This is a genomic window from Gemmata algarum, from assembly GCF_034097035.1.
GTDB classification, from domain to species: domain Bacteria; phylum Planctomycetota; class Planctomycetia; order Gemmatales; family Gemmataceae; genus Gemmata; species Gemmata algarum.
In genome coordinates this window covers 105,715-120,015 of the sequence record NZ_JAXBLV010000244.1, presented here as the reverse complement: position 1 = coordinate 120,015, position 14,301 = coordinate 105,715, and the positions used below count along the sequence as shown (strand labels likewise).

General features: G+C 67.4%; 12 protein-coding genes. 3 read left to right on the top strand and 9 right to left on the bottom strand.

The window, feature by feature from the left end; translation table 11 throughout:
* Positions 1 to 51: 51 nt before the first annotated feature.
* The gene (locus R5W23_RS31435; protein WP_320689793.1) at positions 52 to 1,089 is read right to left on the bottom strand and encodes an SMP-30/gluconolactonase/LRE family protein; all 1,038 of its coding nucleotides are present in this window, start codon (positions 1,087 to 1,089) and stop codon (positions 52 to 54) included.
* A gap of 215 nt (positions 1,090 to 1,304) precedes the next feature.
* On the opposite strand from R5W23_RS31435, the gene R5W23_RS31430 reads away from it, so the two are divergent.
* A complete protein-coding gene (locus tag R5W23_RS31430) occupies positions 1,305 to 3,098 on the top strand; it encodes a peptide MFS transporter (protein ID WP_320689792.1) in 1,794 nt (597 codons plus the stop codon).
* Positions 3,099 to 3,119: 21 nt separating this feature from the next.
* On the opposite strand, the gene R5W23_RS31425 is transcribed toward R5W23_RS31430, so the two are convergent.
* The 8 genes from R5W23_RS31425 to R5W23_RS31390 all read right to left on the bottom strand — a co-directional run bounded on the left by R5W23_RS31425 (position 3,120) and on the right by R5W23_RS31390 (position 11,687).
* Complete coding sequence (locus tag R5W23_RS31425) at positions 3,120 to 3,440, bottom strand: rhodanese-like domain-containing protein (protein WP_320689791.1); 321 nt, start codon at positions 3,438 to 3,440, stop codon at positions 3,120 to 3,122.
* A gap of 124 nt (positions 3,441 to 3,564) precedes the next feature.
* On the bottom strand, positions 3,565 to 4,005 hold the full coding sequence (gene ybeY, locus R5W23_RS31420; protein WP_320689790.1) for an rRNA maturation RNase YbeY: 441 nt from the start codon (positions 4,003 to 4,005) through the stop codon (positions 3,565 to 3,567).
* Complete coding sequence (gene miaA / locus R5W23_RS31415; RefSeq protein ID WP_320689789.1) at positions 4,002 to 4,964, bottom strand: tRNA (adenosine(37)-N6)-dimethylallyltransferase MiaA; 963 nt, start codon at positions 4,962 to 4,964, stop codon at positions 4,002 to 4,004. The genes ybeY and miaA overlap by 4 nt, the downstream gene beginning before the upstream one ends.
* 20 nt (positions 4,965 to 4,984) lie before the next feature.
* Positions 4,985 to 5,608 (bottom strand): Uma2 family endonuclease, encoded by a 624-nt coding sequence (locus tag R5W23_RS31410; protein ID WP_081471779.1) that lies wholly within the window; start codon positions 5,606 to 5,608, stop codon positions 4,985 to 4,987.
* 199 nt (positions 5,609 to 5,807) lie between these two features.
* Positions 5,808 to 6,707, bottom strand: coding sequence for an alpha/beta hydrolase (locus tag R5W23_RS31405; protein ID WP_320689788.1), 900 nt, complete (start codon positions 6,705 to 6,707; stop codon positions 5,808 to 5,810).
* Positions 6,704 to 7,189, bottom strand: coding sequence for a carboxypeptidase-like regulatory domain-containing protein (locus R5W23_RS31400; RefSeq protein ID WP_320689787.1), 486 nt, complete (start codon positions 7,187 to 7,189; stop codon positions 6,704 to 6,706). The genes R5W23_RS31405 and R5W23_RS31400 overlap by 4 nt, the downstream gene beginning before the upstream one ends.
* Before the next feature lie 32 nt (positions 7,190 to 7,221).
* Positions 7,222 to 8,187 carry a DUF1559 domain-containing protein gene (locus tag R5W23_RS31395; protein ID WP_320689786.1) on the bottom strand — a complete coding sequence of 322 codons (966 nt, stop codon included), beginning with the start codon at positions 8,185 to 8,187 and terminating at the stop codon, positions 7,222 to 7,224.
* A gap of 155 nt (positions 8,188 to 8,342) precedes the next feature.
* Positions 8,343 to 11,687 (bottom strand): sigma-70 family RNA polymerase sigma factor, encoded by a 3,345-nt coding sequence (locus R5W23_RS31390; RefSeq protein ID WP_320689785.1) that lies wholly within the window; start codon positions 11,685 to 11,687, stop codon positions 8,343 to 8,345.
* A 384-nt stretch (positions 11,688 to 12,071) separates the two neighbouring features.
* On the opposite strand from R5W23_RS31390, the gene ccsA reads away from it, so the two are divergent.
* Positions 12,072 to 12,905 carry a cytochrome c biogenesis protein CcsA gene (gene ccsA, locus R5W23_RS31385; RefSeq protein ID WP_261187715.1) on the top strand — a complete coding sequence of 278 codons (834 nt, stop codon included), beginning with the start codon at positions 12,072 to 12,074 and terminating at the stop codon, positions 12,903 to 12,905.
* Positions 12,902 to 14,179 (top strand): glutamyl-tRNA reductase, encoded by a 1,278-nt coding sequence (gene hemA / locus R5W23_RS31380; protein WP_261187717.1) that lies wholly within the window; start codon positions 12,902 to 12,904, stop codon positions 14,177 to 14,179. Before ccsA ends, hemA begins: the two co-directional genes overlap by 4 nt.
* The last annotated feature ends 122 nt before the right edge of the window (positions 14,180 to 14,301 follow it).

Below are 14,301 nucleotides of genomic sequence, written 5' to 3'. Positions count from 1 at the left end.
CGCTCCCGCGGCTCGGACGACAACTCCTGACTCGCCGAGGGAGCCCCGATCTCACCAGCCCAGCCCTTTGGTGGTGGTCTTCACGCGGGTGAGTTTGTCGTTGGTGGCGAGGTACAGCACGGTGCCGTCGTCCCCCCAGCCACAATTCGCGGTCTTGTCGTTGGTCACGATCCGCCCCAGCAGCGTGCCTTCGGGACTGAACACGTACACGCCGTTGACCGCGGTGGCGAAGATGTTCCCCTTCGCGTCCACCTTGAGGCCGTCCGGCAGCCCCTTGTTGGGCGCGGCCTTTACGTCAGCGGTAGCGTCGTAGAGCAGCTTGCCTTTGCCGAGCGCGCCGTCGGCGCCGATCGGGAACGCCATCCAGACGGCCTTATCGGGATCGGAGTTCGCAACGTAGAGCGTCTTCTCGTCGGGCGCCAGCGCGACCCCATTGGGGCGGGTCATCTCCTTGGTCAGCAGCGTGACCTCGCCCTTGGGCGAGAGCCGGTACACGCCCTGAAAGTCGAGTTCCTTCGCCGGGTCTTTTACCTGCTCCGGGAGGCCGTAGGGCGGGTCGGTGAAGTAGATGTCGCCGTTCTTCGCGAGCACGAGGTCGTTGGGGCTGTTGAACCGCTTGCCCATGTACTTATCGGCGAGCGTCTCGAACTTCCCGTCCTTGAGTCGGGCGATGCGGCGGTCGCCGTGCTGGCACAGGATCAGGTGCCCGTCCCTGTCGAACGCCAGCCCGTTGGCGCCGGGCTCCTGGCCCTTGAACTCGGCCTTCCCGGTGTAGCCACTCGGCTTGAGGAAGTCGCTGACCCCGTCCTTCGCCGACCACTTCACGACGCGGTTGTTCGGGATGTCGGTGAAGAGGAGCGCGTTGCCCTTCTTGTCCCACACCGGCCCCTCGGTCCACTTGAACCCGCCCGCGAGCACTTCGATCCTGGCGTCCTTCGGGATCAGGGCGTCGAGTTTGGCGTCCCGGCGGTCGATGGAGCCGAGCGTCATCGGGAGCTTGGGCTCTTCGGCCCCGGCGCGCGGGGGGCGCGGCCCCACTGCTACGGCCACGAGCGCGGCGGCGGCAACGGCGGCGAGTGAGCGGAACATGAAGTGTGATCTCTCGGGATTCGGCGGGCCGCGGCGGGTGAGGTTGGAGGGAGGCTGCGGCGCCCGCACGCGGACATCGTACCCGGTCGCGGCGCGCAAGCAAGCGGGCAGCAGAATTCGCGTGCCGGACGCGGGCGCGGTGGGTAAGATCGCTACACTTCTCCGCACAATCCCCCGCAACTTTCGCTCAAGGGCCAACCGACGTGTCATCAGCCGTGCCATCCGCCTCCGCCCCGCCCGACGTACCCACGGGCCACCCGCCGGGGTTCTGGTTCTTCTTCTGGGGCGAGTTCGCCGAACGGTGCTCGTACTACGGGATGCGGGCGATCCTAGCGAAGTACATGATCGACAAGCTGGGCGTGGCCGAGGGAGACGCCGGCACGTTCATGTCGCTGTTCATCGCGGCGTGCTACTTCTTCCCGCTACTCGGCGGGTACATCGCGGACAACTTCCTCGGCAAGTACTGGACCATCGTCGGGTTCTCGGTGCCCTATGTGGTGGCCCAGTTCCTTGTCGGCATGGAGGACAAGTACATCGTGTTCATGTCGCTCGTGCTGCTCGCGATGGGCAGCGGGGTGATCAAGCCGAACATATCCACCCTGATGGGCCTGACGTACGACCAACAGCGGCCCGGCCAGGACCAGTTGAGAACCAGTGCGTTCAGTTGGTTTTACATGGCCATCAACATCGGCGCGTGGCTGTCGCAAATGGCGATGCCGTTGCTGCGGAATAAGTATGGCTACCAGGTCGCGTTCCTGTTTCCGGCCGGTTTGATGGCGCTGGCGCTGGTCATTTTCGCGCTCGGCAAACGGTTCTACGGCAAGGAACGCATCGAGCGCAAGGTGGTGACGGCGCCCGGCACACAACCGCCCGACGGCCGAACGATCACCGGCCTGCCGGTCGTCTACAAGGCGGTTACGCCCGAAGAGAAGCAGTCGGACTTCAAGTTGAAGATGGAAACACTCAGCCGCATCGGCCTGCTGTTCCTCACAGTCATGTTCTTCTGGGCCATCTTCGACCAGTCCGCGAGCACCTGGATCTTCTTCGCCGACACTTACATGGACTGCACGCTGTTCGGGATCCCGGCCCCGGCCGACGCGATCCAGAGCTTCAACGCGCTGTTCATCATTATCCTGGTGCCGATCAGCGTGTTTTTATTCAAAAGCCTTGACCGCGCAGGTATGAGGGTAAAGGCAACTCAAAAGCTGGCCCTCGGGTTCATACTCACCGGCCTGAGCATGGCGATCATGAGCGTCGCCGGGTCCCTGGCCGGGGCCAAGCAGGAGATGCTCAAGGTCACCACGGCCGAAGGCGTGTTAGTGCTGCCAAAAGCCGACGCCAGCGACCTGAGCAAGGTCAGCGGAACCGCGAAAGTGGGCACCGACGTGCCGGTGTCGGCGACCGACTTCGCGTTCGACGAGAAGAAGAAAAAACTGAGCTTCACAAACGGTACGATCGCATTGAAGAACGGTCAAGTGCTAACGGTTTCGAGCGGGCACTTGGTGACGACCGCCCTGCCCGATGCGGCCGGGTTAACCGCAGGCGGTGTAGCGGAGCCGCTGCTAAAGTCGGGTGAAGAGTTAAATTCTATCAAACCGGACTCGAAGGACCGAGCAACACTCGAATCGATCGGCTGGGTAAAGCCCGAAGAGCGGGTGACGGTATGGTGGCAGGTGTTCGCGTACCTGATCATCACCGTTGCTGAAATCCTGATCTCAGTGACGGGCCTGGAACTGGCGTTCGTGGCCGCTCCGAAGACGATGAAGAGCTTTGTCACCGGGTGCTGGCTGGCGGTCGTATTCTTGGCCAACCTGCTGATCAACGCCCCGATCACGCGCCTCTACCAACACCTCTCGCCGAGCGCGTACTTCGCGATGCTCGGCGGGGCAATGGTCGTTGTCGTTGTGGTGTTCATCCCGATCGCGGCTCAGTTCAACCGCGCGATGCTCCGGATGAAAGAAGCCGAAGACGCCGCAAAGGCTGCTGAGGGCAACACCGAAGCGGTGTAGTCGAGCGGCCCGCGCTTGCGATCAGTAGCGCGGCACGGCAGGGTCGACCGACAGCGACCAGCGGTCGATCCCGCCGGCCAGCGAGAGCGCTTCAAGGCCGGCGGCCCGGAGAATGCCCGCACCGGTCAGGCTCCGAACGCCGTGGTGGCAATACACCACCACCGGCGTCCCGTCGGCCGGCACCTCCTCCACCCGCCCCGCCAGTTCCCCCAACGGAATGAAGAGGCTGTTCGGCAGCGCGCAGAACGCGCGCTCGTCCGGCTGGCGCACGTCGAGCAGCACGACAGGCACGTTTGCCTCCAGGGCACGTTTCAGGTCGGTCGGTTGAATCTGAGGGATCATGCGCCGTTCAAAAAGAGGGCTCACCGCCGAATGCGTATGAGGGAACGGATTCAAGACACGAGAACGTCAATGCTCTTACGGCATCTCTCCGTGCCCTCACACGCATTCGGCGGTGAAGAGGTCTTCAATCTCCCGCAATGTCCGGCAGTCCGAGTTTCGTGAGGTACTCGCGCTCTTTGGCCCGCATCTCGCGTTCGCTGTCGTCGTCGGTGTCGTCGTACCCGGTCAGGTGCAAACACCCGTGGACGACGTACAGCAGCAGTTCGAGGTTGAGTTCGTGGTTGCGGTCGGCGGCGTACTCCTTCGCCACCTCGTACCCGATGACCACCTCCCCTTCCAGCGACTTCGCGCCGGGGTCGGTGTACGGAAAGGTCAGCACGTCCGTCGGCTCGTCGTGGTTGAGGAACTGCTTGTTGAGCCGGTGGATGTGCGGGTTGTCCACGAACGCGAGCGTGACCTTGCCGGCTTTCACGCCCTCGCCCTCCAGCACGGCGCGCGCGGCGTCCTTGAGCTGCTGGAACTCGAGCGGGTACTCATACGGATTCGCAACGGATACTCGGATCATGACGCCATTCTAGCGGCTTCCCAGGCGCGCAGCACGCGGTCCGGCGCGTCGGGCGCGTCCACAGAGACCGGGACGCAGGCCGGGAGGTGGCGGAACCACGTGAGCTGGCGCTTCGCGAACTGCCGGGTGTGGGTCTGAATGAGGGTAACGGTTTCGTTCCAGTCGCCGCCGACATCCAGGTACTGAAGCAGTTCGCGGTACCCCAGCGCCTGCTTTGCCTCGCGGCTGAGCGGGTGCGGCAGTTCACGGAGCCGCCGCACCTCGTCGAGGAAGCCCGCGTCGATCATCTGAAGTACGCGACTGTTGATGCGGTCGTACAGCACCTCGCGCGGCAAATCGATGCACACGGCCGGCACGCGCGCCGGGGGCGGGGCCGGTTGCGACGCCCCCGCGAACGCGGGCGTGTCCCAGGTCTGCTGCCAGTCGGAAATGGGCTTCCCGGTGAGTTGATGCACCTCCAGCGCGCGAACAACGCGCCGCACATCGTTCGGGTGCAGGCGTGCGGCGGTCTTCGGGTCCACAACTGCGAGCCGGGCGTGGAGAGCGACGTTGCCCACTTGCGCGGCCTCAGATTCGAGCGCGGCGCGCAACTCCGGGTCGCCGGGCGGCCCGTCGAACAGCCCGTGCAACAGCGCCTTCAGGTAAAACGGCGTGCCGCCGACGAAGATCGGCACCTTCCCCCGTGCGGTAATGTCGGCACACGCGGCCTCGGCCCGCTCGAGCCACCAGGCGACCGTCAGCGACTCCCACGGGTCGAGAACGTCGATCAGGTGGTGCGGGACCCGCGCCCGTTCCGCCGAGGACGGCTTCGCGGTGCCGATGTCCATGCCGCGGTAGACGGTCATGGAGTCGAGCCCGACGACCTCGCCGCCGATGCGTTCGGCGAGGTCGAGGGCCAGCGCGGACTTCCCACAGGCGGTCGGCCCGGTCAGGATAACGGCGTTGTCGAATGCGGACATGAACCAAATTGTAGCAGTGCTCAGGGTAAGAGGTCGCTCACCGACACCGATACGGTCGGGGCGAAGAGGGTCGAGACGTGATCCGTCGAACCGAACGTGGCGTGCGTGCGGTAGGCCGTGGCTCCGAGTCCAGCAGGTAGCGGTTGTGGATCACGAAACACGCGCAGTTGGCGGTGCTCAAGATCGATCACCCAATACTCAGGTACTCCAGCGGTCGCGTACAGCTCAGCTTTCGTCGTAGTGTCAGTAAAGAGCGTCGTGTCGGCGACCTCAACGATCAGGGCCGCACGGGTAGGTGTCGTTGTAGTGCTGCGGATTGAACCGAGTACGACAGCCAGATCCGGCCCGGGATCGTTGTCGGTACCGATGTCAAAACCTTGCTGGTTGCGGACGTAGTGACCGGCAGGACAAACAACACGTAAGAACTCGTAGGTCAAGTTGAGGGCCATGTCGTGAGGGGGATTCGGCATGGGCATCACGTACAACTCCCCGTGCAGCAACATCGTCTTCACGTCATGAAATAACCCGGCGCGAGCCAACTGGCGGTATTCACCAATCGTCCAGTGATGCGGCGCAAGGCGATGCGCCCCGCCGCGGGGTGGTGGGGTGGTTGCGAGAGCCGGCGGCCGAATCGCGGTAGACATGCTTCACCTCCACACACAGCGTACCGTCACTCATTCCCGAGAACGAGGCCAACAGGCCAGCAGCCGCGAACATGTTCCCCGTCGCGCCGTTCGCACTGAAGGACGACGGGCGCTGGTTGCTTCAATTCACCACGGCTGCGGCATCATGCCCTCCCCTTTTCCAACGCCACGAACGGCAAACGTCACCGGTCGCGCCCGATCAGCGGCGCAGGTTCGCGTCGAGGAATTTGACGACGGACGTGAGCGTGTTCTCCAACCGCGGGCCGCCCCACACGTGCTCCGCGCCGGCCTCTTCCACCAGTTCAACGGTTACACCCGCCCGGCGCAGCTTCGCGGCGAACGCGCGGGCCTGAGCCACCGGTACCAACTGGTCGTGGGCCGAGTGGACGAGCAGGACCGGCGGATCGTCTGAAGTGGCGTATGCGCCCGGCGACGCACGCGAGTACAAAGCAGGGTCTTCGGCAAACGTCTTGCCCAGGAACGGGCGGAGGTAGTGCGCCTCGACGAACGTCGACCAGTCGCCGCCGGTCCAATCGACCGGCGCGCCGAGGGCGACAACCGCCTGGACGCGACCGGCCGCAGGATCTTCGCCGAGGTCGTCGAACCCGTCACCCGGGCCGGTGGTGCCGAGCATGCACACCCCATAGCCCCCGGCAGACACTCCAATCGCGCCGACCCGGTCGGCCGCCAGCCCCAGGCGCCCGGCGTTGGCCCGTAACCAACGGACAGCGGCCTTGCCGTCATGGATCTGCGCCGGGAACCGGTGTTCGCCAATGAGTCGGTAGTGGATGGTCGCGACCGCGTATCCGGAGCGTGTGAGGGCCTTCACCAGAATGCGGCAACGGTCCTCGCGCTTGAACGAGCCGTCCCAGTCGCCGCGGTGCGGCGCGAACAGCACGACCGGGTGCGGCCCCGGTCCGGCCGGGTAATCGATCTCCAGGGTCAGCGGCGTTCCGCCCGGCGCCGCGTACACCATCCCGCGGTCCGGCGCCGGCCACGTCAGCCACGCGGCCAGCACGCCGGCCCCACAAACGACGGCGAGCACGACCGCCCGGCGCCGGGTCACGACGGAGCGGCCCCCACGGGTCGAAGCGGTCATGGGAGTTGGAAGTCGTGGGTTTGTGGGCCGGGCTTCACCTCCGCCCGCAATGGCGACTCCCACGGCTGCATGTACCTGTCCGGCACGCGCGAGACCGGCGCCTTACCGGGCATGGTCGCTCCGGGCGGCAACTTGCCCGCCAGTTCCGGCGGCAACCGCCCCTTATCGAACGCGGCGATCGTGCCCATGTTCAGGGACATGATGAACGCGGGATCGCGGTCGTACAGGCACACCCGGTGGGCGCCGACCACCGCCCCGTCTTCCCCCGTGTCGGCGCGCAGCCGGTACCGGCCGTTGGCGTCGGTGAGCGCCGTCGACCGCGGCCCGCGCGTGGGCTCGTCGGCGTAGAAGGTGACTTCGATGTTGGCGACCGGCCGCCCGGCTCGGGTGACCGTCCCTTCGACCGGTGCGAACTCCGGTTGCCGCTCGCACCCGCAGACCAGGGCGGCGAACAGCAGCGGAGCAAAATAGTAGCGACGCACGATTGAATGCCTCCTCGGGTGCGGCGGTGCGGTCAGTACGCGGTGGCGTCGATGGGCTCGCCACCGGCGCGTGAGCAGAGCGCCGGCAGAACCAGCGGGGAGCTGTTGATGTTGTTCGAAATGAACCGGACGGACCCGTCCGCAAAGGACACGTTCGCCCCGCCGCTGTGGCTGCTGCCGAACGCCTGCGCGCGGAGCTGGATCGTGTTCAGCGCGGTGGCCAACGTGGTCCCGGACGGCGCCGCGGGGAGCCGGTAGTTGAACGGCAGGCCGCCCGTGGCCAAGCAACCCGAACTGCTCGAATCCCAGACGCCCGCGAAGATCCACAGCTCGTACCGCGAGTCGCTGCCCACGAACGGCGCCCAGCTCACAAAGTTGGGATCGAAATTCGTCCACTCCCCGAACAGCAGCGTGTTCGACGTGCCGTCGGTGATGTCGAGGATCTTGACCGTTTGCACGTTCGGGATCGCGCCATCGGTGCCCCACTTGCTGTTCGATTTGTCCAGGCCGGTGGCAACCGGGTGATAGCTGGTAAGGCCGTGGTAGAAGTTGCTGCCGGGTTCCTGGCCGACCGCCGGGCTGGGCATCTTGTCGGACGGGCAAATGAGCAGCGGGATCGGTGTGGCGTCGAGCGAGGTCGCCCCGCCGTCGCCCACCCCGCCCACGTACTTCCGGTTCGCCGCAACCGCCTTGGCTCGAAGCGCGTCGTACAGGGCGGACTGCTCCAGATACGGGAGCAGAGCCACGAAGCAGGTCGAGTACCCGGAGGCCACGGTGCTGCCCGTAAGAGACGTTTGCGGGAAACTCTGGTTGGCGTCGTGGTAGTTGTGCGCGGCCAGGCTTATCTGCTTGAGGTGGTTGCTGCATTTCATCCGGGCCGCCGCCTCCCGGACTTTCTGAACGGCCGGCAGCAGGAGGCCGATGAGTATGGCAATAATCGCGATCACCACCAGCAACTCGATCAGCGTGAACGCCGAACGTCGCGTACCCCGAGTCATAAACTCCCCCCTAAATGAAAGAGATAACGTGGACCGGTATCGTCTCGACGAATCGGCCGAACCGCAGGAGAGAGAGCGGTTCGGCCCAGCGCCCAATCCCGGCGCCGGTTGGAGAAATCAAGCCTTCGGCAACGCTCGTTCGGTCGCCCCGGTCTTCACTGCGCAGGGGCTGACACGAGCCGCCGGTACGCCGCCCGTGACTCGCGCCCGAGCAAGGTCTCGGCCGGCGCACCCGCGAGTTCTCGTAAGAGTTCCCGGGCGGCCGGGTCCGCTCCCAACCGTTCCAGAACCTCGACACCCCGTACAACCGCCCGGCTGTCGGGTGACTGAGACCCGAGCCGCTCCAGCAACCGCCGGAGCCGCGCCCGCACCTCGGGCGAACCGGCGGCGGCGAACGCCTGTTTGAGTTCCGGGAACACCTGATCGCCCCGCTGCGCCAGTTCGCGGCTCGCGGCCTCACGGGTCGCGAACTCGTTGCTCCCCAGGTCCGTCAGCCATTCCCGCACGCGCTCGGGCGGTGCGGCAGGCGGAGCGAGTTTGGAGCGGAGCAGCGGAACCGCAACACCGGGCGAATCGACCAGCGCTGCAATCGCGCGGTAGGCCGGTGCCGCCTCGTGCCCCGTCAGGGCGGCCCAGAGTTCGTCGGGGGCCGCCCGATTCTTCGGCACCGACGGGAGCGTCCCGACGTCCCACACCAGGGCGGTGCAGTCGTAACTCGCCGATGCCACGCGCCGCGAGTCGGGGCTGTACGCCACCGAGAACACCCCGGCGCGGTGCCCGGAGAAGCGGTGCCGCTCCTCGCCGCTCGCCACCTCCCACACCCGCACCGTCCCGTCCCGGCCGGCTGCCGCGAGGGTGCGCCCGTCCGGGGAGAACGCGAACTCGGGCGCGGGGAGCCCGCTCAGCCGCGCGTCCGCCTGCCACAATTCCGCCCCGGTCGCAGTTTCGATCACCCGCAGCCGGCCGTCGCGTCCGGCAACGCACACCGCGAACAACCGCCCGTCCGGCGATAGAGCCAGCGGCGACAGCGAGAATTGAACGGCCGCGCCGTCGTCCCGCGGCCATACCGTCTGGCGGCCGTCCACCAGCGAGCAAACGGTCACCCGCCGCGCGGAGACGTCCAGCGCCCCGACGCAGCTCCCGTCGGCCGAAAACGCGAGGCTGTTCGCCTGACACTTGATTGGGAGTGTTCGCACCTCTTGACCGGTCGCGCGATCACAGAGCACAACCCGGTCGCCGGTCGCGGCGGCCACGTAACGGCGGTCGGGCGACGACGCCCCGCACCGGGTCCCGGCCGGCAGCGCATAGCTGGCCGGCGGACGACCAAGCCCCTCCGCCCACGTCATGACGCGAGTCCGCGGCGCGGGGTTTCGGTACAGCGGCACGCTCGCCACCGACACCGCCCCGTCCGGAGCGATGTCGAGGCCCCAGATAATGTGTCCCGTGCCGATACCGGCCTGACCCCGGAGTTTGCCGTCGGTCGCATCCCAGAGGTACAACGAGCCCCCGGCCGACTCGCTGTACGCCGCCGTTACGACGGACCGGCCGTCCGGGGCGAACGCGACGGCGTGGACCAACCCGTCCGGCATCCCCGCGCCCGCGCCGATCTCGCGGCCGGTCGCGACCTCGCGCATTCCGGCGCCGAACAGCCCGGCCCGAGCCAGGAGGGTTCCGTCTCCCGAGAGGAGGTACGCGTCCGCGGTGTCCTCGGCCCGAACCGGCGACCTCGACTGCGCCCCCCGCACCGTATCCCAGAACCGAACTCGACCACCGCCCGCCTCGATCAATGTGCCGTCGGGCTGGAACCCGACGTAGGCGAGCGGGTCGGCGTCTGCGGTCAGATCGGCCCGCCACGTTCCGTCCGCCGCGCTCCAGAGCCGCAAGCGGCGATCACCCGCAGCCGTGGCCACGGTGGTGCCGTCCGGAGAGAACGCGACGGCCGAAACCGCTCCGCCCTTCGGGGCGACCTCCAGGGTGTACTCGTGCGTCCCGTCCGCAACGTTCCACACCGACACGTCCGTCACCGCGACGCTCGCGTTCACGGCCGACTCGTGAGACCAGGCCGCGAGGCGCCTCGAATCCGGCGCGAAGGTCAAGCCGGAACCGACCGCAGGTAACGTGCGCAGTTCGTCACCCGTGGCCGCGTCCAGCAGCACGACCGTCCCCTTCACCGAACCGTAGGCGACCAGGCGCCCATTTGGCGAAATTGCAATGCTCCCGCCCACGATCCGGGGCTGTTGCGTCTTCCAAAGCACGGCCGGCGGGTTGGCCGCAAGATCCCACGCCCAAACCTCAGAGGCTCCAACGCCGACAAGGCGCCGCCCGTCCGGGGTCGCGCTGACCGCAGTACAAAACCGCGGGGCGTCCAGGCGCGGCCGTTCGCGGCCGGTAACCGGGTCCCAAACGTGAACAACGTCGTCGCCGTGCGCCGACAGCAGCGATTTGGCCCCCGGGCCGAAAGCGACGCTCGACGTGAACCCCATCCGCCCGGTCCGGAAGCGAAGCGTCCCCAGGCGGGCGATCGCCCCTGTCGGCAACGGATCACCGAACGCATGGCCGCCGTCGCGAACCTCTGGAGGGGAAGCGGAGCGCCCGTCGGCCGGCGGGGTCGGCGCCGGCCCCAACCCCACCGCCGCGGCGACCGTCACGCCGAGGAACGCGACGGCCAGCACGCCAACAAATTTGATGTTCACGCCGGCGCGAACCGGGGGCACGCCGAGAGCGAGGCGCCCCGCCGCGGTGCCCGCGCCGTCACCCGTCACAAACGGCCGGGCCGCGGCGGCGGTAGCGTCCGCCAGCCGGGCCGGTACAGGTGCGACCGCTGCGCGGGCCGTCGAACCGGCCGTCGCGAGAACCACCGCCACCTGACCGACGGCAAGAGCAACACCGCGGCGGGCGAGGCGATCGCGAAGAAGTTCACACGCCCGAGCCAGCCGCCCCGACACGGTCCCGACCGGGCACCCCAACTGTCGGGCCGCGTCGGCGTGCGTCTTGCCCTGGAAGTAGCAAAGCACAAGAGGCTCGCGGAACCGAGCGGGGAGTTGCCCCAGTTCCTCGTCCAGTACCCCGCCCAGCTCAAAGGCGGGCGAAGCCGGGGCGGCCGCCCGCTCGCTCCAGTCGGCAGCCGCTTTCTGTTCGTGTTCGCACCGCCGCGCTTGCGACCGCCGCAGGTTGTGCGCGATCCGCTGGGCCGTCAGGTAGAGCCACCCCGCCAGGGTCTCGTGCGTGCGGGCGCGATCCGCGAGCGCACCGGCCTGACGGGCCAGCGCGAGAAACGTCGCCTGGAACGCGTCCTCGGCGTCGTTGGGATCGACCAGCCCGCGGCTGCACACGCCCCACACCAGAGGCCCGTGCCGGGCGACGAGGTCGGCGAACGCCTGATCGTCCTGTTGGTGCGCGAACGCCGAGAGCAAATCGGCATCGCGCGCACGGTCCTGCCGCGACCCGCATGCGAACTGGCGGATCACTTCAGATAAGGCGGGCCGAACGCGGGTCGACATCGAATGCCTCGATCGGGTCTTCACAACACTCATTCCGCCCGCGGCGGCTCAAATGGGTCGATTTCGCGATTTTTTCACGTCGATATCGACCGCGAAACGGAACCGGACGGCCAAGGACGCGGCCGGAGCCGATCAAGCCCGGACGCAGCGGCAAGAAAGCGTGCCGCACCTTGCAGCCGTAACACCTTCCTCGGCAAACACTTTCCGAACGCACACGCGACAACGGGTGCGCCCCTCACCAGGAACAGGGGCCTTGATCGGTTCCGGTACCGCCCCCACTTTGGCCGGTCGGCGTTCGACCCGTACCGGTTCAGGAGCGGGCCGCGACGGAAGCCGTATAATGTCGGCTAGCTTCCCGAAACTGCGAGGTTCAAGCCGCGCGCCATGACCGGCTCACTCGTACAGAACATTCACCACTACTGCATCGGGCTCAGCTACCTGTGCGCGTTCCTACTGGAAACGGGCCGGCTGCTGTGGCCCGCGGCCGGATGGCGCCTCACGGGTCTGGCGTTCGGCGCCGCCGGGCTGTTCGCCCACTCCGCGTACCTGCTCGTGAACCAGCCGTCGCCCGCGGTGCCGTTCGGGTCCGTGCTGCTGCTCGCCTGGGTGCTCGCGCTGTTCTACTTCTACGGCACCGTTCACCACGCGAAACAAGCGTGGGCCGTGTTCGTGCTGCCGGTCGTGATCGGGCTCGTGATCACGTCCCGGGTGCTGCTCACCGTCGAGCCGGAGTACGCCGCGGTCGATCTGGCGCAGTGGACCTCCGGTGAGCGGTTCTGGGGCGGCGTTCACGGGGTGCTGATCCTCTGTGCCTCCGTGGGCGTGAGCGTAAGCTTCCTGGCCAGCGTCATGTATTTGATTCAGTCGCGGCGGCTGCGGAACAAGGTGAGCCCGCGGGCGGTGGTGCCGATGCTCAGCCTGGAGCGGCTCGAACACATGAACCGGCGGGCGATCAACATCGCGTTCCCGATGCTCACCGTCGGGTTGCTCGTTGGCACCCTGCTGCTGGAGAGCAACCACGCGCTCGGCGAGAACTGGTTCTCGGTCAAGGTGCTGTCGTCGGCCGGGCTGTGGGTGCTGTTCCTCGTTCTGCTGTACCTGCGGTACGCGGTGCACCTCCCGGCCCGGCGGCTGGCGCTCTTCTCCATCGCGGCGTTTGCCCTTCTGCTCGTGGCGCTGGGCGCGGCGCACCCGTTCGCGATCGGGGGTGGCAAGTGAACCTCCGCGCCATCGGCTGTAACGTCGCGTCCGCCAGCGTCGAGTTGCGCGAGAAGCTCGCGTTCAACGACGAAAAAGCCCGGCGGGCGCTCACCGAACTCAACGCGCGGTTCGACGCCGAAGCCGTCGTCGTCGGGACGTGCAACCGGGTCGAGATCTACGTCGCGCGTCAGGACACCGTCGCGGCCCTGCACGCCCCGCTCATGGCCGAGTTCCTCTCGGAGGTTCACGGCGTACCCGCGGACGCGATCCTGCCGCACCTGTACGAGCACGCCGACGCCGACGCCGCGAAGCACCTGTTCCGCGTCGCCGCCGGACTCGACAGCGTTGTGCTGGGCGAGGGGCAGATCGCCGGGCAGGTGAAAGACGCCTACGAGTCCGCGCACAAGGCCACCGCCACCGGCCCGCTGCTGAACGCGCTGTTCCCCAGCGCCCTGCGGGTGTCGAAGCGGGTGCGCACCGAGACGGGCATCGGGCAGGGCCACGTGTCCGTTTCCAGCGCCGCGGTGGACTTCGTCCGCCAGGTGTTCGACACGTTCACCGACAAAACCGTGCTGGTCATCGGCGCGGGGAAGATGGGGCGGCTCACGCTCAAGCACCTCGCCGAGGAGCAGCCGGCGGCGATCCTGGTGACCAACCGCAACGCCGACAAGGCCGCGGCGGTCGCCGCCGATTGCGGCGGTACGGTGGTGCCGTGGGCGCAACTGGACGACGCGCTGGTGCGTGCCGACATCGTGCTGAGCACCACCGGCGCGCCGGAGCCGATCGTTCCGGCCCGGCGGTTCGACGAGAAGGTGCGGCGGCACCGCGCCGGGCGCCCGCTCGTGGTTTTCGACATGGCGGTGCCGCGCGACTTCGACCCGGCCATCCACGACGGCGACGCCGTGAGCGTGTTCAACGTGGACGACCTCGCCCGCGAAGCCGACCGCTGTCTGGGCGAGCGGCGGCGGCACCTGCCGGCGGCCGAGCAGATCATTGACACCGAGGTGTCGAAGTTCGTGGAGGACTGGAACCGGCGTGCGAACGGCCCGGTGATCGGGCAACTCACCGCCGAGATCGACAAGCTCCGCGCCGCGCTGCTCGAGCCGATGCTGGGCAAGCTGAACGGCAAACTCACCGCCGCAGATAAGTCGCTGATCGAAGGGACCTTCCGGCTGTTCCAGAACAAACTGCTGCACGGCCCGATTGCGGCGCTGAGCGAAGCGAGCCGCGAGGGGCACAGCGGCAGCTTGCGCGACGCCCTCCGCAAACTGTTCCGGCTGAACAACGGCTGATACCAGTTCGCGGCCGATTTCACGGCTCGTGAGCAGCCACCGGCGTCGGTTCCCGCCCGAGAGGGCGGAACCGCGCATCCAGCCGCACGCGCCGCAATATGTTCCACAACAACACGTTGCAG